13 protein-coding genes are annotated in these 22303 nt (G+C 42.5%); 9 read left to right on the plus strand and 4 right to left on the minus strand.

The features are described 5' to 3' along the window. Positions 1-308 precede the first annotated feature (308 nt). The 3 genes from ACE1OE_RS02175 to ACE1OE_RS02185 all read left to right on the plus strand — a co-directional run bounded on the left by ACE1OE_RS02175 (position 309) and on the right by ACE1OE_RS02185 (position 4683). Positions 309-1898 carry a sugar porter family MFS transporter gene (locus ACE1OE_RS02175; RefSeq protein WP_449209950.1) on the plus strand — a complete coding sequence of 530 codons (1590 nt, stop codon included), beginning with the start codon at positions 309-311 and terminating at the stop codon, positions 1896-1898. A gap of 194 nt (positions 1899-2092) precedes the next feature. Then, the gene (locus ACE1OE_RS02180) at positions 2093-3349 is read left to right on the plus strand and encodes a hypothetical protein (RefSeq protein ID WP_449209951.1); all 1257 of its coding nucleotides are present in this window, start codon (positions 2093-2095) and stop codon (positions 3347-3349) included. 89 nt (positions 3350-3438) lie between these two features. Further along, positions 3439-4683, plus strand: coding sequence for a hypothetical protein (locus ACE1OE_RS02185; protein ID WP_449209952.1), 1245 nt, complete (start codon positions 3439-3441; stop codon positions 4681-4683). Here the strand turns inward: ACE1OE_RS02185 and ACE1OE_RS02190 are convergent, their stop codons facing one another. The 4 genes from ACE1OE_RS02190 to ACE1OE_RS02205 form a co-directional block, all read right to left on the minus strand. Then, positions 4684-5562, minus strand: coding sequence for an AraC family transcriptional regulator (locus tag ACE1OE_RS02190; RefSeq protein WP_449209953.1), 879 nt, complete (start codon positions 5560-5562; stop codon positions 4684-4686). Positions 5563-5870: 308 nt separating this feature from the next. Next, entirely contained in the window at positions 5871-8975 is a 3105-nt protein-coding gene (locus ACE1OE_RS02195) for an FG-GAP-like repeat-containing protein (RefSeq protein ID WP_449209954.1), read from the minus strand. Between the two features lie 401 nt (positions 8976-9376). After that, on the minus strand, positions 9377-9865 hold the full coding sequence (locus ACE1OE_RS02200) for a hypothetical protein (RefSeq protein ID WP_449209955.1): 489 nt from the start codon (positions 9863-9865) through the stop codon (positions 9377-9379). A 64-nt stretch (positions 9866-9929) separates the two neighbouring features. Beyond that, positions 9930-12191 carry a beta-galactosidase gene (locus tag ACE1OE_RS02205; protein ID WP_449209956.1) on the minus strand — a complete coding sequence of 754 codons (2262 nt, stop codon included), beginning with the start codon at positions 12189-12191 and terminating at the stop codon, positions 9930-9932. A 373-nt stretch (positions 12192-12564) separates the two neighbouring features. On the opposite strand from ACE1OE_RS02205, the gene ACE1OE_RS02210 reads away from it, so the two are divergent. The 6 genes from ACE1OE_RS02210 to ACE1OE_RS02235 all read left to right on the plus strand — a co-directional run bounded on the left by ACE1OE_RS02210 (position 12565) and on the right by ACE1OE_RS02235 (position 22221). Continuing rightward, positions 12565-15459, plus strand: coding sequence for a beta-galactosidase (locus tag ACE1OE_RS02210; RefSeq protein WP_449209957.1), 2895 nt, complete (start codon positions 12565-12567; stop codon positions 15457-15459). A 534-nt stretch (positions 15460-15993) separates the two neighbouring features. After that, complete coding sequence (locus tag ACE1OE_RS02215; protein WP_102469027.1) at positions 15994-16896, plus strand: carbohydrate kinase family protein; 903 nt, start codon at positions 15994-15996, stop codon at positions 16894-16896. A 15-nt stretch (positions 16897-16911) separates the two neighbouring features. Beyond that, positions 16912-18426: an L-fucose/L-arabinose isomerase family protein gene (locus ACE1OE_RS02220; protein WP_102469026.1), complete on the plus strand. Its 1515-nt coding sequence runs from the start codon at positions 16912-16914 to the stop codon at positions 18424-18426. A 27-nt stretch (positions 18427-18453) separates the two neighbouring features. Then, on the plus strand, positions 18454-19293 hold the full coding sequence (locus ACE1OE_RS02225; protein ID WP_102469025.1) for a class II fructose-bisphosphate aldolase: 840 nt from the start codon (positions 18454-18456) through the stop codon (positions 19291-19293). Between the two features lie 143 nt (positions 19294-19436). Beyond that, on the plus strand, positions 19437-20549 hold the full coding sequence (locus ACE1OE_RS02230; RefSeq protein ID WP_102469024.1) for a zinc-dependent alcohol dehydrogenase: 1113 nt from the start codon (positions 19437-19439) through the stop codon (positions 20547-20549). Between the two features lie 79 nt (positions 20550-20628). Further along, positions 20629-22221 carry a solute:sodium symporter family transporter gene (locus tag ACE1OE_RS02235; protein WP_449209958.1) on the plus strand — a complete coding sequence of 531 codons (1593 nt, stop codon included), beginning with the start codon at positions 20629-20631 and terminating at the stop codon, positions 22219-22221. Positions 22222-22303: the final 82 nt, after the last annotated feature.

Consider the following 22303-nt stretch of genomic DNA (forward strand, 5'->3'; position numbering starts at 1 on the left):
GATTCTTAGGTAGGTACTCGTTAATCCAACGCAACGGCTCCTAGCGGCCGTACTCGCATCCCTTCCGTTGTTGTCTGTATTTTGCACTATCCCAGCCAATCGTATTAGATATGACCACCAGTGTCGTGAAATGAGCGCATTCTTTAACTAAGAAAACAGCCGCAATGGTGTTTTTTTGGTCAAACTTGAATTGGTTGATAAAAACATATAAAAATACATAATTGATCGACCAATTGTGATCAATTTAGCAGATTTTGGATTACCTTTGCCTCACTATTGGTTTAACTTTCTTTAGTGGGTAATACGCAATGAACCAACATACTAAAAATGCCATTCGATACGCGATGATTGTCGCTCTGGGTGGGTTTGTCTTCGGCCTTGATGCCGCGATCATATCGGGAACCATTCGCTATATTAGTATGGAGTTTGGGTTGTCAAATTTACAGGTTGGTACGGTGGTAAGTGCACCGAGCCTTGGCGCAATCATCGCCTTATGTTTTGCCGGCAAAATAGCCGACACTTGGGGAAGAAAAAACACCCTTATCCTGATAGCAGGACTCTATATTTTTTCCGCAATAGGTTCCGCATTATCAACGAGTTATGAGATGCTTGTCGCCGCTCGTTTTATTGGTGGTCTTGCCTTCAGTTCTCTATCTTTGGCCTCCATGTACATTGGTGAAGTCGCCCCTTCTCGATTACGAGGTAAATTGGTGTCATGTAACCAATTCAATATCGTCATTGGTTTATCCATGGCTTATTTTATTAACTACTACCTTGTCATCAATCTTAATGAGAACATCTACTTACTTTCATCAGAGGGTATTTGGAGAACCATGCTAGCGTCAGAACTGGTTCCTGCAATCCTATGGTTTGGGTTATTGTTTACCGTCCCAGAATCACCTCGTTGGTTAATCACCAGAGGTAAAGTTAAGGAAGCAAAAGAGGTACTGAGCAAGCAGTATGCACCTGAAGAATTAATGGATACAGTAAAAGAGGTCAACGCTACGATGCAAGAAGATAAGCAGCCAGCCTTTAGTCATCAACTTAAAAATCTCATTACATCGAAGTATCGCACCGCATTGGTGATTGGCGTGACGATCGCTATCGTTCAAGGCATCACAGGCATGAATGCCATCCTATTCTATGCACCGACAGTTTTCGAACAGGTAGGATTTGGTGGTAACGCGGCATTCCAACAAGCGATATATATTGGTTTAACGAGCGTCATTTTTACCATCTTTGCGATTATGTTCATAGACAAATTGGGACGCCGTCCACTATTACTTATCGGCCTGACTTGCGCTGTTCTTAGCCATCTTACATGCTGGTATGGCTTTAACAGTGCCAAGTTTGAGCTCACAGATACCAACATTGAACAACTGTCTGAAACCATCGACGTTGCGCCACTTGAGTCATTCAAAGGATTAGTTTTTAATAGTGATGTCGAATTTAAAGATGCTTTGTCAACGGTCTACTCTCCAATTGAATTGGTGAAATATGAAGCGAGTATTATTGAGAAAGCGATCATCGTTAATTCCTATTTAGTCTTATTTGGCATTCTTGGTTTTATTGCCGCGTTTCATATCTCAATTGGTCCAATTATGTGGGTGCTCTTTTCTGAGATATTCCCTAATTCGGTTCGCAGCGCTGCCATACCGATCTCAGCCATCGTCACTAGTATTGCTAGTTACTTGATTCAGCAGTTCTTCCCTTGGCAACTGGCTAATTTAGGGGCTGCTAACACATTCTTAATGTACGCCATATTTAGCGGTATCGGTTTAGCACTGATCACCAAGCTATTGCCAGAAACAAAGGACAAATCCATTGAACAAATTGAAGTTCTATTGTCAGCCAATTCAAATCCCAAAAGAGCATATAAAGAAAATCTAACATCCTAGAGTATTAAGGCTGTTCCAATTGGTTCAGCCGTTACTTTATCTGCACAAATCACCAAGTAGGTCACAATAATGGCGAGAATAGCATTTCATATTGGGTTGCCAGTTGAATACAATTGGTTGATCACAAAACTCATTGGTTGAAATGTGTAAGCTTATCCAAAGTATAAAGACATACATTAAAGGGATTGGAAACAATGAAACGTACTTTTTTACTAACAGTAATTACGACTGCGCTTGTCGGTTGTGGCGGAGGCTCAAGCGATGGTCCGACAAATCCAGGTGGGCAAAATGGTGTCGCACCTCCTCAGTCTGGACCTGATAGCTCAACGATAGTAACGGATGTTTCTAGACTCGGTTATGCTTCTGTTAGCCAAGAACCATCTGACGTCCATAATCTAGCGGTGCCTGCAGATGCAGGCATCAACCAGACATGGCAAGAGCAGACGGATATGTCCGATGATTTCCAGTACCAATTTGATGCCACATCAGAGCGAAAAGATTTCGGAGATGGCCGTTGGTACAATTTTTATCATTCTAGCTGGGACGGTCCAGGCTCAACCTATTGGCAGCACGATCACGTTACGGTAAAAAATGGTAAAGCCGAGTTTCACGTATCTCGAAGCGACAGAACAGATAAACAAGATAAACCGGGTGTGAACGCGGCGTGTATTTCGTCAAACCAACAAGTTCAATTTCCCGTTTTTGTAGAAGCGAGTGTCAGTATGTCCGATATTTCTCTGGCTGCTGCAGTGTGGTTATTAAGCCCAGATGATACCCAAGAAATCGATATTCTTGAATCGTATGCAGGCGGCGGAAACGGGAATACCTACTTTTCGAAATTTATTCATCTAAGCCATCACTCTTTCATTCGAGAGCCTTTCACTGATTATCAACCTCGCGATAAAAATAGCTGGTGGCAAGGTTCAAACGACGACCATCATATGGGAGGGCATGAGACTTGGGGAGAATATACTTGGAACAATGGTAACCGCCAATACGTACAAATCGGCGTGAATTGGATCAACCCTTATCATTTCGAGTACTACATTAATGGTGAATTGGTTCGAGTGCTTTATAACAATGCATTTGCCACTAAGATGTACTCCGGTAGCGCGTCAACATGGTATTACAGTTATCCAAAAGTCGATAGTAACAACGACCTAATGAGTGACAATACAGGTTACCAAGCGGTCGAAATTTATGAACAAAATAGTGATGATTTTAATTTCAGCTACCTTAAAAAAGCCAGCGAGCGTTCTCCAGCATCTGTTATTGACCCTTATGACTATCAAAATGGAAAAGGGTTCTTCAAACCAATGGATATCATCATAAACAATGAATTCCAAAGTTGGTGGGAGCATGATCCAACAGATGCTGAACTGGCAGATAATTCAGGTAAGAATGTCATGCTTGTCGATTGGGTACGTGTCTTCAAACCCGTTGCGCAATAACACCCAAATTCTCTACATTGCCAAAGCTTAGTTAACTCATTAGCAAGCTTTGGCATTTTTTTATGATTGATACTAGGGATTCAATTTCAATGAAAAAAAACACCCTCATTATTACGTCGATCGCAATAGGTTTAGCCGGTTGTGCATCAACAAGCACCAAACCTACATTAACGGGTTATGAGCGCGTCATTTCAGCCCAACCCGGCCCAGACAGTACAACCGAACTAACGGCCGCGTCGAAAGGCGGCTACAAGGCAATCGGGCTCGACCCAACTGCAGTTGATTACTTGTTACTTGATGTTCCTGCATCAGCGGGAGAGCAACAACAATGGCAAGCACAAACTCATATCTCAGATGACTTCAAGTACACATTTGAACCTACGACTGAGCGCGCTGATTTTGGCGAAGGTAAATGGTACAACTTTTATCATAATGCGTGGGACGGCCCTGGCGCCACCTACTGGAAACACGATCACATTGGTGTCCAAGACGGCAATCTAGAATTCTACCTATCACGGAATCCGAGCACGGAAAAACAAGGAAAGCCAGGAGTCAATGCTGGTTGTATCACCTCTAATACTCAGGTCGAGTATCCTGTCTTTGTTGAAGCCAGTGTGAGTCTTGCTGATATTTCACTCGCAACGGCAGTATGGTTACTCAGCCCTGATGACACGCAAGAGATTGATATTCTCGAAGCGTATCCCGGCAAAGACAACAATAATGGCCATTTCTCGCAGTATATTCATCTTAGCCACCACTCATTCATCCGTGACCCATTTACAGATTATCAACCTCGAGACACAAACAGTTGGTGGCTTGGCGATCGTGAAGGGCACGCAAGTTGGGGGGATTACACTTGGAACAATGGCGATCGCCAATACATTCAAATTGGTGTGAACTGGGTTAACCCTTTCCACTTTGAATATTATATTAATGGCGAACTCGTTCGTGTTGTCTACAACAATGCCTTTGCTACAAAAATGTTCAATCGTGGCGAGTGGACGTGGACTTACAGCTACCCGAAAGTTAACGGCAACAAGAAACTATCTGACGATGGTAAAGGCTATCAAGCAGTTGATATTTATAAAAAAGAGCAAGGCGAGTTTAACTTTTCTTATTTAAAGCAAGCAAGTGAACGCTCACCAACATCTGTTATTGATCCCTACAATTATCAAGATGGTAAAGGGTTCAATAAGCCAATGGATATCATTATTAATAATGAGCTGCAAAGTTGGTGGACGTCAAACCCGACTGACAAAGAGCTGGCTGACACTTCTGGCCGCAACACCATGTTAGTCGACTGGATACGCGTTTTTAAACCCGTCAAAAAATAGTCACAACGTACTATCTGCAGGTTCCTGATTAGTGACCTGCAGATAAGAGCGACGAAATGCAATCGGCGTCACTCCTGATTTTGATAACTTAAACTGTCGATGAAAGAACGACATATTCTGATAACCACACTGATCAGCAATTTGTTCTACCGTTAGACGAGTCGATATCAATAGGCTGCACGCCTGACTTATCCGATATTCATTGAGAAATTGAGTAAACGTTTTTTCAAAGGTTCGCGTAAAGAACTTACTAAAAGAAACGGGCGTCATATTGGTCAATGTTGCCATATTCTGTGCCGTTATTTTTTGTGCGTAATGTTGGCTGACATAATCCAAAATGGCAATGATTCGTTTGTCCGCAGCCATGGAGGGTGTCATCATCATGCCTTCCCCTAATGGCATGATGTCTGTTTGCATACTTAGATCATGTAATAAATCAATGAACCCTAACATACGTTTGAATGGACTTTTTAATTGCAAACCAATCATACGCTCACCAAAGACGTCAGAATGGCGAAACGATAACCCAGCTTTACACCCTTCAAACATAGACTTGATACTTGTGAATTCTGGCTTTTCGAGCCAATTATCACCAAGAAAACGATTATCCCACTGAACAAATATCGACTTTACACCACTCTTTGTACCAATATTACTCTTCCAGCAGTGAGGAACGTTTGGCGCAACCAGCGCCAGTTCGTTGGCAACGAAATGACGAATGGTGTTACCTGTGTATGCCGACCCCGTCCCCTCAATAATATAATTAAGCTCCCACTGTGGATGGTAATGCCAAGGAAAGGTAAAGCTCGTCTTTTCGTAACGATTAAAATACAAAAACTGCTGTTCAGTGTTCGGCACATGTTCAAGTATCGGTCTCATTATAATCCTTGGAAATATGGTCAGGTTCTTATTTTCCAACTAAAATCTTGCTAAAACAATACAGCGTACAAAATAGTACATACACTACGCCATGTTGCGCATAATTTAAGCGACAACCCCTAAAACGGTCTCCACTCTCGTTTATAATACTTGGTTTAAGCTGTAAAAAGACCAACATGTGTAACAAATAGGTAAGAGTAATAAATAAAGCCCGACCTTGAAATCAAGGTCGGGCTTTTCGCCTAACACTTCTGATAGTTTAAGACGATGTCTGTATCAACAGGCTTTGTGATTCACAATTATCATGTTTATTCCGCCACAAAGTTAAGCGGATAAATCTCATGGTTATGCATAGTGCCATCACTCGCGGTAAATGTCGCTCGAAGCGAGTAAAAGTGTCCTTCTAGCAACTCATTGGTCGGAACAACACCCTCAAGAGGAATAGTAAAACTGGCGTTCCCAGACTCGGTATCAATCGCCTCGGCTTCCACTAAGACAATGTCACGTTGAGGTAACCATTTACGTTGGAAATGACGCAGCCAAATTCGCAGCCCTCCTTCATCAGCCGAAATAACTTTATTGTCAGTGCCCGCATGGTAATTAACCTTAACCGTCATATTTTCCTTAATCACAATAGGCTGCCGAGCGTATGCGTCACTGCTTATAATACTCACAAAGCCCTCTATATTTGGCTCAACTGTCAGTTTTATCACACTGCCAATGGTGTCACTCACCTTAGATTGTACGGTAATGGTAACGTCACCCGCGCTGAGGGCATTGACGAGGCCATCATCCGTCACTGTCGCAATCGCTTCATCACTACTCGACCAATTCAATGTCCCATCATCAGGCTGAGTCGGATGAATCGCAACGTCAAGCATCATGGTTTCCCCAGCGACCATCGATGCTTGGTCTGTTGATAGCTCCACTAATTGTAGTGGGTTAGGGTACCAATCCACTAATTCAAACGTGCGCTTAGCACTGAGTTCCGCCACCTTACTTGAGGCTGAGACCGTCGCAGATTGACCAACTTGCCCAACGGCAGAGACCACACCCGCCTGATTGACAACCAGGACATCATTATTACTGCTTGACCATACTACAGATGCATCAGACTTTGACGGCAACGAACTTAATCCAAGCGCAATTTCTGTGTTCTCACGAATGTGTTCAAACTCGGATTCAATCACTAGTGACTCAGGATCTAATTTGTCGGTGTAGTACTGTTGATTCACCGCTTTGTTACGAAACGCTACAGACTCGCCGTTTCTCCAAGTCACCACAATAGACTCAATTTCTTCAGCATCACCGACCCCAAAATGCACGATATTCAACAAACTTTGAGAGAAAATTTCGCCGGCAGACCCAACTCGCTTGCGCCACTCTCCATCAGCGGTTTTCACAGTGACCGTCGCAGCAATGGGATCAATGTTATCTTTTGGTGAGTAGCCAACTCTAACCGAAGCATAATTGCCAATGCCTTCTGTTTGGTTACTGTAGAGATACCACTCACCAAACTCGCTGCCACTTAAAATGTCAGTTCGACCATTCATATCAAAGTCAAATGCTTGTCCCATATCGCCATAACCAGGACCGCCAACATCAGACGCACCATGCATAGTGACGGCTTCAAATCGACCATTATTGTTGAGCAACATTAGGTCTGAAATACGATGGTTAACATTACCCCAACGATAAACGAGAAGGTCTTGTTGGCCGTTGTTATTAAAATCACCTGTGGTCACTCCTTGCGCATTGCCACCACGAGGGATCTGCCATTCTTCCGACACATCAACGAATTTATCGCCATCATTTCTAATCAAAAAATCTCTACGATTTCGATTTTCTGGCGTAAAATCTAAATTGTAAGATGTGACTCCTGTAAGATTAAATTTGTACGCCCAAAATATGTCCCCTTTGCGAACTAGCGCTGCTTTCCATTGCCCGTTTCCTATATGTCCGAAATAGACGCCACTCTTATTTATGTCATCAGGCCAGCCCTGTGCATCGTCGGCAGAAAATTCAAACTCGCCACCTGAAGGGACTGCCGTCGCGTTTTTATCTTTACCTAAGAATATCGGATAGTCTTTATGACGAAACCCATTTTGTCCTAGGAAATAATAGTTATCCAATTTTAATGTTCCATCAGCGGTAAATTGCCACTGCTCTTTTCCAAAATACGGGCGTGGTTTAATGGAGAACTGTTTAGTTTCTGGATCAAAATCAACCGAAGGCGATTCTCCTCGACCATGCTCAAACTCATTACCGCGGGCAAAATACAAATCTGTTCTACCGTTGTTATCAATGTCTAAATCAACCACCGCTGAAATTTGTTTCGCATCGCGAAGGGCTTTAGGAAACTGAGAGGTAATATTCGTAAAAGTAAAATCCCCATTTCCTAACCACACTGACATGGTATCCCGGTGACCATAGAGAATGATGTCATCAATACCGTCGTTATTTAAGTCCGTAATCAATGCGCGCTCTGGCGTTTCATTTTCAATACCTTCAACCGAACGCAGTTTAAACTTACCATCTCCCATATTTTCATAAAAATGATGTTGTGGTGTTTCTTTGTACAACCCTCTCTCATTAATCATGACAAAGTCTAGCTTGCCGTCTTTGTTAAAGTCTCCCCACTTAGAGCCTCGGCCTCGAGCACCACGTTCAATACCGACATCACCCGTGTAAAGCACAAATTCACCATTATTATTATGATAAAAGTTATTTCTCGATGGGTTTCTACCGTTACCGCCACCTTGTGCCAAAATTAGATCTAAATCACCATCATTATCGTAATCTGCGAATGACGTTCCGTGTAAATCATGCATATACCAACGAGAAAGATCCGTATGATGTTTTGTTACAGTTCCATCACCATTGTTCCAATACAGTTTGCTGCTTTCTTCATTATGATTATTAACGACAAAGTCGTAGTAACCATTATTATTAATATCTGCAACGGACGGCCCTCCATATTTAAGCGAATTAACTTTATCAAGCCCAGCCTTCACTGATATATCCTCATAACGAGGAATAATTAAATCATCAACTTTTTCTAGAGTTAAATTATGAACCACCAATGATGATGTTAACGATTTTACGGTTAACGCTACTCGATCTAAATCAGAAAACTTCACTAATGCAGATAGCGTTTGTTTGCCTTTTGATGGCACATTCATATTATCAACAATCAAATAACCATTAGCGTAAACGCTGACGGTTGCATAATCTCCTAGATTATCCAGTTCTAATACAAGGCGTTTAACGGTACTATCTATCGTTTCTTTAAATACAACCGGAACCGCTGGTTTAACGACAACTGGTGTACTGCTTGCTAACGATGTTGTAGACAATGTGCAAAAACAACCAATTAAAGATAACGCTAGTAAATCCTTTTTGTATCCTTTCATCGTTCTTCCCTAATGCTAATAATTATTTCACATCATTTACCCTATATGTCATAAAATACAGGCTATGAATTTACATTGATACTTCTGGCCAAAATACAATTATCATTAATGATTATAAACAGCGTCACGGTGAACATCGTGAACAACAAAAAATACAATCAACTCAAGTATTTGGTAATTAACGTGAGTGATTGATATATCTTTTATAACCGGAAAATAATTAATAATAAAATCATACTGCTAACGTTAAAAAACATATAAGACGCATACTATCAGCCAATCAATATAAAACTTATCACGGAGATATAGTGAGTTATATAATACGATAATAAACTAAACATCAATCATCATTGCCAAGTCACGTATTATTGACAACGTAATACCACCAAAATAATCATTGACTAACTGTACGTTTCACTCAATATCTTATCTAATTTTGACCGCTGTTTAGTTGTACCATTAATCGTCGCCAAACCTTCAGATTTCACCCACTGCCAACTAAATCGTCCCTGCGCTAACCCCCATAATATGTCCATTTCTGTGATTAACATCGGCAATGTACGCTCCGGGTTGTATTCAATAATTGTAGACGTACTCGTCACATCAATGGTCGACATGTGACCGTCGATAGGCTGTCGAAAATGAAAAATGGCTGGTTCGGCGGACTTTTTATGTAATGAGTTCAAAAACAAGTACATGGCCATACTGTCATTACTTGGTTCTTCAATCTTTCCTTGAGTGCGTCCGACTTTAATATAATGGCCAACGGTATAAGACAATTCTTCAGTGAGGTTGTCAGTGGCAAGATCATGAAATGCACAGGCAAACAATGACGGTGAAAGCATTGTATTGATTAATAAAAAAACGACAATTTTTCTATAAAATGCCATGGGCTCTCTCCGAGTTAAGGGCTGATAAATGAATATCAGCCCTTGTGATTACCTGAAACAATCTTTATTTTTGATAACGACGCTTATACATCTGGCTATGCAGTCTTTGGGCAGCTTCAACCATTGGCTCATAAGGAACATCCGCAGTAGACACGAAACCAACGTTGTAGTTCTCGCCGTCAAACGAACGGCCCGCAATAGGAGAGTCGATATATTGGAACCAATGTGCCCCAACGAAATATGGATTATCGATAACGGTATGCATATAACTCTCATACATCTCGCTACGTTCTTGTTGGTTTGCCGCGCAGACTAACCCCGGATGATAAAAACCGACATCTTTTGAGCCGATATGATATTCACCAATGATGCTTGGCATATCAATCTCTGGCAAGAATTTCCATGGTTCAGGATGCAGTCCTTCTTTGTAATAGTTATAACTAATAACGTCACAATGTTTCGCTGCTGCACGCACCACGTCTGGTGTCATTCCCCAGTCTGCGAATCGCACACCAAGATACAAATGATTTGGCAATTGTGCTTTTAATTCTTCATTTACAACGCGGAAATACTCGGAAGCAAACACTTCAAGCAACATACCGTAGTCTTCTAGTTGCGCTTCGTTATGCTCTAGCCCTTTAACGCCTGATCCCAGCGTGTCCCATGAAGCAATACTGGTGCCCCAACGGGCATTTAATTCGTCTATCGTGGTGTATTTTGCTCTCAGTGTGTCAACAAATACTAACTTGGTTGGGCAGTCCGCCATATCACGGCCTAAGGTATGAATTGCAATACCGTGGTGACCCTCGATGGTACCCATTCGGCCCCAACTTTTTTCATTGTCTATAAAGATGCCAACACACCATGGCGTCTCTTTGATCTCTTCACGTACTTGCGTCACTGTAGCGCGAGCACGCTCTCTAAAGACCGGATCAAATGGATCAGGCAGTGCGGCCCAGAAGTCATCACCGCTACTTACGGTTTTAAAGTCACCAATAATCCAACCATTCGCAAAAAAGGGTATTTTCTCGTTGCTGTAGAACTCTGGATTAGTCCAGTTGCCCAGAGACGTAAAGCCCCAGTTCAACATTCGATCGAGCGTGACTTCACGCCATTTCTCTAAATAGTCTAGACCATACTTACGCTGTAAGTTTGCCGCATAAAAGCTGAACGTTTCGCCACGTTCGACAGGCCCTTCAAACAACTCACGCATGTAAGCATAATGTTCACCAAGTGGTTCTTCATAACTTGGCAACCATTGAAATATGTCACGCCTTGCTTTGTTGGCAACATGCGCACTTTCTTTAGCGGCAAATGGTACGGTGACTTTCTCTTTCGAATCTTCTGGTGTGACATCATCGGAGGTACGAGATTCCACTTTATTATGGTCGTAATCAACACCTGTAATAGTGTAAGCATTAGCTAAGCGAATGATATCAATGCCCGTTGCGAAATAGGGGTAACCTTCCGGATCAACGAGCGACCATTTACCATCTATTTTCTCAGTTCTAAAAAATCCGGTCGCTTCCTGACGTTTACCACCGATGTATCCACCGAATTTACCTCTATCCGGCATCGCGCCTTCTTTAAGCTGTTGCAATTCACGACTCGTACGCGCAAGTAAATCTTCATCAGACGTTACTTTTTCAGAATAAGACGCATCACGGTTTTGACCATATTGGTCTATCACACCTTCTAAAAAGGTTGGGTTTGGCTCTGGGTTTAACATCAAGCGAAAATTGTCGAAGACTAGATCGTGATCAATCAAAGTGCCATGGATGCTCAGTTCAATTTTTACGATGCTCGTCAAATCCACATTCATTAATCCCCACATCCATGTGGCGTAAGTAAACGGAGTATCAAACGATGCCGGATTAGAACGTAAGCCAGAATCAAAGTTAGTTTTTCCTCTTAGAAACTCCCCTTTTAATTCAACTAAGTAGGTATCATTTGTTTGAGATGGAATTGTGGCACAACGGCTATGCATCTGCCCTTTATGATCAAACAAATTGATAAAAAGCTGTGTTGAACGTTGACCGATATTGGTAGCATCAAAAGCAAAACTAAACGCTGGCAACAAACTCCAGTCCCACACTTCGCCGTCGCTTGGCTCAAGGACAATCGACGTATAAAAGTTCTCTTTACTGTGGGTATGAATTTTTAACGCATAGTTTCCAGCAGTAATGCCTTCACCGCTTGATACAATATGCGCCTCAATGTTTTCAAACGAAAATTGGCTTGGAATATTTGCTTCAGTGAAGTCAAATAGCGAAATTGACGTATCATGTTCAGAAAACGTCACGGCGTCCTTTGCTAATACTGACATATTGATAATTACCTCAAAACTGGCAGCACCAAAACAAGCACACTGCACTCAATAAATTTGTCAACCAATCTAACCTAACATAACAAACCAATCCTTGATCCGCATCGCAAAAGCCATTTAATTTCTAAATAATCAAAACAACTGAGCCTACGCATGGTATCAACGCGACCAAAATGTAATGAAAAAACACGTAAACATGGCGTTTTTTTGGACTAGATCAAATATCCACCTCAAACTTTACTGCTTTCAGTCGTGGCAGTCACAATTCAACGAGCAAAAAAGGTTTACCTGTAGATCTTTTGGTTGAACTTTAATTCAATGTCAGAAGACCAATATTGAATATTCAATAACATACTGGACCAAGGAGTCCCTCTTGAAACTTCAAAGATCTGCTCTATCTATTTTGATTGCTAGTACACTAGTTGGCGGCTTAGTTCATACGCCCCATGTGGAAGCACAAGCAACCCAGACCATCCAAAACACCTTAAACACGGCGGAAGAACTTGATCTTACGTCCAACGAAATCATGGCAAAGATGCAACCAAGCCATGTCACCTTTGGAAAAAAAGAAAACACTCTCACTGTTGAGTTTGATGCCATAAGCGAAAGCGAAGCCAATTCAAAATGGCCAGGACTAAAGGTTTTCGCTCCAAATGAGACCTGGGACTGGAACACACAAGGCGGGTTCTCAATGGAGGTAGAAAACCCAACCGATACCCCTTTGCACTTCGAAATAAAACTTGCCGACACCGTGGGTATCATGGGCGCGGCCGATCATCAACTTGACCTTGCTGTCGATTTAAAACCCAATGAGAAGCGTACCGTCGAGTTTTATTTCAGTGGTTCAGCCATGAAGATGCCTGGTTATCGAGGGGGAGAAGAGCTCAACTTACGTCAATTGTATGAGATGACCCTCTACACAGTGGGACCTGCGGAAAAACAAACGTTGCTAATTCACAACGTCGATTTTCTTGAAGGAACCGGGGATTTGGTACAATCAGAAGTTCGAGAAACAAAAGTGATCGATGCACCCATTGATATTATCGCACCAGTCATTTCATTCAGTGATACTAATCTAGACATGATCGAGCGTCATACAGGCTCTGACATTCGTATTGTAGATCACAATGGCAAGCAATCACTGGAAATTCATTATGGTACGGATGAAGATTACCCAACCGTCAAGATAGCTCAAGATAAACCCTGGGACTGGAGTCAATACGAAGACATCACTCTAGGCTTCGATCTCAAATATACCGGTGATACCCCCATCCAGCTCTATGTGCGGGTGGATGATGAAGTCGATGTCAAGCTGGGTGGTAAAGCAGACGGCGTCAAACACAGTCGTACAGGGTACGTACAACTATCACCCAATGATGAAGGGACATATTATTTTACCCTGAAAAATTTAGACCAAACGTTTGATGCGGGTATGAGAGGGTTGCCTCCAAGAAAAGCGTATCAGGCACAGCAAATGGGGTTTGGGTGGGGTGTGGATGAGTTAGACACCAGTAACATTGTCAGTATTCAACTGTTTCAAATGAACCCACAAAACGAAGCAACGCTAGAAATATCGGCGGTGTCTTTACTGCCTAATCTCGCCGCTGACTCCACTCGTTTTGAAAACCTGATTGACCAATATGGCCAATACAAAGAAGAAAATTGGCATGAAAAAGTCACCGATGACAAGCAACTTGCACAACAAGCAAAGAAAGACATCAACCTCGTAAAAAGTGCCAGCTTAATGCCAGACAGATCAAAATTTGGCGGTTGGAAGGAAGGTCCAAAACTCAATGCGACGGGTTACTTTCGCACTGAAAAAGTGAAAGGTAAATGGGCACTTGTTGATCCTGAAGGCTACCTTTATTTTGCAACAGGTCTCGACAACATTAGGTTAGATGATACGTATACGACAACGGGCGTTGGCTTTACCAAAATTGACAAACCAGATACGGCTAACTACCGGCCAAGTGAGATTTCTGGTGTTCCGTATCTAGACCAAAAAGGTGAGAAGACTGAGCTTTCTGATTTGCGACGCAATATGTTCAGTTGGCTACCCGACTACAATGATTCCTTAGCCCAGTCTTATCAATACAGCAAAATGATCCATGATGGCCCTCTTGATCACGGCGAAGTTTTCTCATTCTACGGTGCAAACTTACAACGTAAATTCGCCCCTGAATCCTTTAATGAAGCACTGGCGAGTTGGCGAGAGGTTGTATTATCTCGAATGATGGATTGGGGCTTTACTTCATTAGGAAACTGGTCTGATACCGGATACTACAGCAATACGAAAGTCCCCTACACTGCCCATGGTTGGATCGTAGGCAATCACCAAACAATAAAAACGGGTAACGACTACTGGGGGGCCATGCACGACCCATTTGATCCAGAGTTTAGAAACTCAGTAAAAACAATGGCGAAAGGTGTGGCTCAAGATGTCGTTGATTCCCCTTGGTGTATTGGTATTTTTGTTGATAATGAGCTCACATGGGGCAACATGCAACTTGATGCTAATCACTACTCTCTTGCCATCGGAGCCTTGCGTTTAGACGCAAAAAATAGCTTCGCAAAATCCGCCTATGTCGACGCGTTGAAAAGTGAATATGGTGACATTAGTGCTCTCAATACTGCGTGGGGTGAGCAACTCGCATCATGGGATGAACTCTCAGACGGGTACCAATTCTCTGGTGAATACACGGATGCGCTCAAAGCTGATTTTTCCATGTTCTTAACGTTACACGCCAACGAGTTCTTCAAGATTGTTAGTGAAGAAGTAAAGCAAGAATTACCCAATCATCTTTACCTTGGCTCTCGCTTTGCGGATTGGGGCGTAACACCAGAAGCAACAAAAGCAGCAGCACCGTATGTAGATGTAATGTCTTATAACCTATATGCCTATGATCTTCAGTCAAAAGGAGACTGGAGTCGACTAGAAGAACTGGATAAACCAAGCTTTATTGGTGAATTTGCCTTTGGAGCGATGGATAGTGGCATGTTCCATCCAGGACCAATCAGTGGCGAATCCCAAAAATGGCGCGGTGATATGTTCAAGCATTACATGCAAAGTGTTGTCGATAACCCCTATTTTGTTGGAGCGCACTGGTTCCAATACTTGGACTCCCCTGTCACTGGACGTGCTTGGGATGGCGAAAACTACAATAACGGTTTTGTGACGGTCACTGATACGCCATACCAAGACTTGGTTGACGCCGCTAAAGTGTTTCATGCTTCGCTGTATGAAAGTCGTTATGGAGACTTAAAATAGAAAAATAGTTCTGACGTTAACCTTTATAACAACAGCAATATGTTCCACTGCTGTTAACTAAAACATGGCTGCGGTTAGGGTGAATAACAAACTTAACCGCACGCTTGTGCATTATATAAGCCGTGCATATCCCCCCCCCTCCTTTTTGGGCGGCTTCGTGACATTTTATGGTGTCCAATTCAACAAGCCCTACTGATTTTTTCGGCAATTCAAAATACCCATTCTTAAAATAACGGCCCCAATCAATTCATTTGAATTGATACAAAGTTTCGCCCCACATTAACTGCATCGTTGATATAAACCTCTCATCATGTAAATGAGCTTTATGGATAAAAGAAGAATGTGCAAATCAAAAACGGGACTTGTAGCGATTTAAAAACCATGATCAAGTTCTAAATTTCCGAAATCAAAACCAATAAAACACCATAACGGGAAAAATAGTACACACCAAATCAAATTGAGTATTTAGCCCATCACATAAATAACTCGTAGTCTGATACCAATAACAAACACTCTTATTAATGGAGCAATCAAATGACATTTGATGTTTTGGTTTCAGGTTTAAATGTTATCGACCTGCTTGTGACACTGCCTGAGCAGTATACCCAAGGAAACAAGCACGAAGTCGACAACATCATAATTCAAGGGGGAGCACCTGCTGGCAACGGTGCATGTGGTATGGCTACTTTAGGGCTAAGTACTGCCTTTTTAGGTTACCTTGGCGAAAATGCACAAAGTAACATTGCTCGTAATGAACTAAAGCGATGCGGCGTTGATACCAGCTTGATGCTGTCTGAACCATCAATGGTACCCGCGACAGCGCTAGTTCAAGTCGATGCCAAATCTGGTGAAAGAACGGTTTTCTATACCACAAATGGATACCGTGCTCTTAGTAAAGCAGATATCGACCCTTTATGGCTTGATAACACAAAGCTGTTGTATGTCGATGGTTATGACGTCGATGGCAACATCGCCTTGTTGGAGTTAGCTAAACTTAAAGGTATTCCCTCTGTTATCGATATGGAAGCAGGTAACCTTACCCAGCTAAAAACGATGCTCAAGCTTGGCAGCCACGTCATTCTGCCACTGGAAGCTGCTCAGTTCATATCCAAAGAACAAGACCCAGAAAACTGCCTACGAACCCTGAGTAAACTCACCGATGCACTTCTAATAGTCACTGATGGCGCTAATGGTAGCTGGGGTCTACAACAGGGCGAAATCCACTACCAACCATGTTTTGAGGTGGCCGTGGTTGATACCACTGGTTGCGGTGACGCCTATCATGCCGCTTATGCGTACAGCCTACTTCAAGGCGACGCCTTACCGGAAAGAATGATCTTCGCTTCAGCATTTGCCGCTATCGTCGCGACCTATTTTGGTGGAAGAACCTATTTCCCATCCCCTTCAGACGTTAAATCGTTTATCAAAAACTATTAATCACAGGTGAACTCCATGACCATTAATTTTCCGCTCCGTTCTGGAATACTTGAACAAGAAATGAAATCACTTATTACCCCTAAAGCGACCTGCAGCGATATACCTGTTGGGTTTATCGGTATTGGTTTCGAGCTACATTTTGACTGGGCGAAAGCCAAAGAATCTTATAAACAAGCAGTATCGGACGTTACTGGCGTCTTTTCGCAGCATAACTCAATGCTTGCAGAAGAGGAGCCAATTCAAACTAAAGAGCAGATGTTAGCTCTGTTAGAAAATTATTACGCTCGAGGCATGAAGGCGCTTATCGTCTATCAAGCATCATACATACAAGGTGACTTGGCTTTGGCATTGGCACTCTGGCTTGCTGATCACAATGTACCGATCTTGAGTTGGTCCCATACAGAAACAACTGGTGGAAGTCTAACCGCTAACCGTTTATGCGGACAAAATTTTTTACTTAATAACCTCTCGTCAATGCAAATTCCATATTCATGGATATTTGAAGAGCCTGGTGCTGAAAGTTTAAACGAATCACTAGGCCGCTTTATTCGTACCACGTCAGCAAAAGCTCGCCTTAAACATGCCAAATTATTGATGGTAGGCGGGATGAGGGTGCCCGGTTTCTATGACTGTGAACTCAACGAAATGTCGATTGCCAAGCACTTTGGTTTATCGATAGAACGAATCGACATGCACACCATTTGGCTCCATGGAGAGGCCAAATATAGTGATGACGTATTGATCCCATTAGTCGATCAGCTAGTAAGCTCGCAAGTCGTTGCAAAGTGCGATGTAAAGCGCGATGAGATGAAAAAGTCAATTAGGCTCGCCCTGGCTATCGCTGACTATGCGAACAAAGAAGGCTACATTGGTGTGGCATTGAAAAACTGGCCGGAACTCTTTGATAATTATGGCATATCTGGCGATGGTGCCGGCTCTTTGGTGCAAGACCTTGGCATCCCAGTAGCGGATGAATCGGACATGGGCGCGTTGCTTACCATGACGGTTTTAAATGAAATCACTATGGGCCAAGGACTACCGACATTAATGGATTTCTCCTTCGTTAATCATGCTGAGAATAAAATTGGTATGTGGCACTGCGGTGGTACATCAACCAAATTGATGCGTGAAGGTTGTCAGCTTGAAATACGTAACCACAGCATATTGGATAATTACGATCCAGAAACATCTTACGGAATGCTGTTCGAATTCCTACAAGAAACAGGGCCTGTCACCATTGCCAAATATCAATATCCTCATGCATCAACCATTTTCTCATTTGAGGGAAACCTTGTCGATTCACCAATGCGCTATAGAGGCTGTTACGGCGAAATCACTCCAACAGAACTTAACTCTAAATCTGTAGCAAGTTCCATCATGAACCACGGTATGGACCATCACTGGATTGTCGCTCGTGGACACCTACTTGAAGACCTCAGAGAGTTCAATTACTGGACTGGCATCAGTGAGTTAGAACCAACAGCGGCAACAACGACAGGCCGAGGTCTGCCAAAGAAACTTGATTATTAATTGCACCAACTAAATTGGAAATGAATTATGTCTACAAACTTAACAGCGCTACTCAACCAATACCGTAAAGAAGCACGATGCCTTGCTGGGTTTAATATCAATGATATCTATGACCTTCATGCCGTTGCACTAGCTGCAAACGAACTCAATCTGCCATTTATGGCGATGACGTACCCTCCTGTTGCAGAGCTAAATGGCACTTACTTGTGCCGTAAAATGGTGGATGGCTTTGAACGAATTGCTAATCAAAAAATCTACTTACATTTAGACCATAGTACTTCTGTTGATCTATGTAAGCGCGCTATTGATGATGGCTACGATTCGGTAATGATCGATGGCTCTCATAGTGATCTTAGAACCAATATCAAAATGACAAGAGAAGTCGTAGATTACGCTCGTAGCGCGGGAGTGTCCGTTGAAGCTGAGATTGGGAAAATCATGGGCCGAGATGTAGTCATTAAGAGTGAGGATGACTACCTCGCTTCCGTCGCTGATGTGGTTGCTCTGTGCGAAGAAGCGGGACCGGATAGCGTTGCAATTGGTATCGGTACCGCTCATGGCTTTACGCCCACCACGCCAAAAATCCATTTTGACCGCTTACAACAGATCGCTAATGCCGTATCTAATCCACTGGTATTACATGGTGGGACAGGTATCGCCGATGAAGATATTCAAAGAGCGATTACCATGGGTATTGCCAAGATTAACATCGGCACGATTGTCCACACCACTTATATGCGAGAAGCCCATGCAAAGATTTCTCAAGATGTCGCTTCCGCTTACCCACCAGCGATCATGAAAGAGGTTATCCCTCACGTTCAAGCTGTCGTTTTAGATCGTCTTAAAGCCGTCAACTCCATCGTATAAAAGCGATTGATTCAGTCCAACAAAACTGTCGATGTCACACAGTTTTGACAACGCGCTTCAATTTCTAAATTCAACCCGCACCACGCAGTGATGTATTGGTGCGGGAAACCTCAATTTTATGATGAATCAAGGAAAAAATTACTATGCACATTCCAAATAAAGCTAAGGTTGCTGTCCTAAAGGACATTAAAACTATCCAATTTATGGAATACCCACTTCCAAGTATTAAAGATGATGAAATTCTAATTCGAATAGAAGGGTGTGGTGTTTGTGGTACCGATGTTCATGAATATCGCAATGACCCATTTGGCATTATGCCTATCGTCCTTGGCCATGAAGGAACCGGCGAAATCGTTCAAATAGGTAGCAAAATCACTAAAGATACAGTAGGTAACGTTGTCGGACTCGGTTCGAAAATTATTACAAGTATCATTCCATGTGGTGAGTGTGAGCCTTGCGTTAGCACACCTGGCCGAACCAATCTCTGCGAAAATATGGGTTGTTATGGGCTTATGGGTGATCAGCCTGAAAACCGATTTAATGGTTGGTTTGGGGAGTATCTCGTACTTAAGTCAGGTTCGACTTTCTTTAACGTGTCAGATTTTGACCTAAAAGAACGTATCCTAATAGAACCTGTTGCTGTAGCGGTTCATGCCGTTGAACGCGCCAAAACAACGCAATTAATTAACTTTGCTTCTACGGTACTTATTCAAGGTGCTGGTCCTATCGGACTCTCCGTGATCGCAGTACTAAAAACTCTCGGAGTGCAAAATATAATTGCGATCGATGGTCAAGAATCCCGCCTGAAATTAGCCAAAGAGTTAGGGGCAACTGAGACGATTAACTTTATGGACTATGACGGTACAGAGGGCATTGTTGAAAAAGTTAAATCACTGACTAATGGTCGTGGAGCAAAATTTGCGTTCCAATGTACCGGTGTTCCTTCAGCTGCCTCTACTGTTCTTAAATTAATTGAACGCGGGGGCGGCCTATGTGAAGTGGGTTTCTTTGTTGATAACGGCGAAACAACCATGAATCCGCACCTGGACATCTGTAACAAAGAGATCACCCTAGTGGGCTCTTGGGCTTATAGTCCCGAAGATTATCCGAACGCAATAGAGTGCATGAAAGGCATCAAGCGTATTGGGCTCCCAATTAAGAAACTTGTCACACACGAATACCCACTATCTGAACTCACAGAAGCAATCGAAACCAATATTCGTATGGAAGGCATCAAGGTGATCACAGTTAACTAAGTGAACAACAAATACCCCCCCAGCTTTTGAGAAAAGAATCAAGCTGCTAGAAATTTAAAAATAATATAGAGAGCTCATTATGATAGTTCCAATTACCTTTGTCCTACTGACCTCCATGGTTGCCATTGGCTCATGGTTAAAAGTTAAAAAAAACACAGAAAAAGAAGATGCGAATTCTTACTTTTTGGCGGGAAGAGGCTTGAGTGGCATAATCATCGCGTCTTCACTTATCTTAACCAATCTTTCTACCGAACAACTAATAGGGCTTAATGCCCAAAGCTATACAGCAAACATGACGCCGATGGCATGGGAAGTCTGTGCTGCTTTAACGCTAGTCTTAGTTGCGCTCTACTTGTTACCTCGATATCTAAGTGGCGGGTTCAGCACCATTCCTGACTTTATCGAAGATCGATATGGGAAAAGTACGATGTACTTATGTACTTTCCTATTCTTGTTTGGCTATATTTTCAATCTGTTACCTCCAATTCTATACACGGGCTCTGTTGCTTTAAGTGGTATTTTTAATGTACCTGAAGTACTCGAAATTTCATATTGGGGTAGTTTATGGGTAATGGTTTTTGCACTAGGCTTTATTGGGGTTTCCTATGCTGTATTTGGTGGCCTAAAAGCGATTACGTATGCCGATACATTTAACGGAGTTGGGCTACTTATTGGTGGTGTAATTCTTATTCCTTTCTTCGGTTTAGCCGCGCTTGGCCACGGGAGCGCCTTGGATGGATTCCAAGTATTGATGACAGAGCACCCAGAAAAACTTAATGCGATTGGTGGAGATGATGACCCAGTACCTATCTCAACCTTTTTTACGGGTATGCTTATCCTCAACCTTTTTTATTGGGGAACAAATCAATCGATCATTCAACGTGCACTAGGGGCAAGAAATTTAGCAGAAGGTCAAAAAGGCGTTCTTTGGGCTGGACTTGTTAAACTTGCAGGCCCATTTTATTTACTACTGCCGGGTGTTATTGCCTTTGCCTTATTTGGTGATTCATTGCAATCTGGAGAAGCTGCATATCCTGCACTGGTTCGCGAAGTACTACCCGCACCAATGCTTGGGTTCTTTGCAGCAGTATTGTTTGGCGCGGTGCTGAGCTCGTTCAATAATGTGCTTCACAGTACTTCTACCTTGTTTACTTTAAACGTCTATAAGCCACTGATTAACCCTGAGGCGAGTGATACAAAATTAGTTAAGGTAGGTCGTAGGTTCAGTGGGATCATAGGCTTCGGCTCAATTTTTGTTGCCCCATTTATCTATTATGCCCCACAAGGTTTCTTCCAATACTTTCAGACAATTAACAGTTTTTATATGGCACCAATGTGTACCATTATTGTTGTCGGTTTTATTACACGAAGAGTCCCAACAATGGCTGCAAATATCGGAGTTGCGTTCTTTATGATCAGCTATATTCTATCGATGTTTGTGTTTAAATTTGATATCCATTTTCTACATTTGACTGGTGTGCTATTTGTCGCGACAGCTATTCTGATGCTGATTATTGGGGCTCTCTTTCCTAGTGCATCTGAATATCAACCAAAACTGGCGAATGTCGTTCAATTAGAGCATTGGAAGTTTGCAAAACCGATGGCCGCAATTATCTGTGTTGGTGTAGTTATTTTGTACGTCGTCTTTTCACCGCTAGGGATTGCTAAGTAATCCACTGAGCTAACCGTAGAATGAAAAATTGGCATATTCCGATTATTAATGGATATGCCAATTTCAACTTAGATCAGAATGT

Source organism: Vibrio sp. E150_011, from assembly GCF_053544015.1.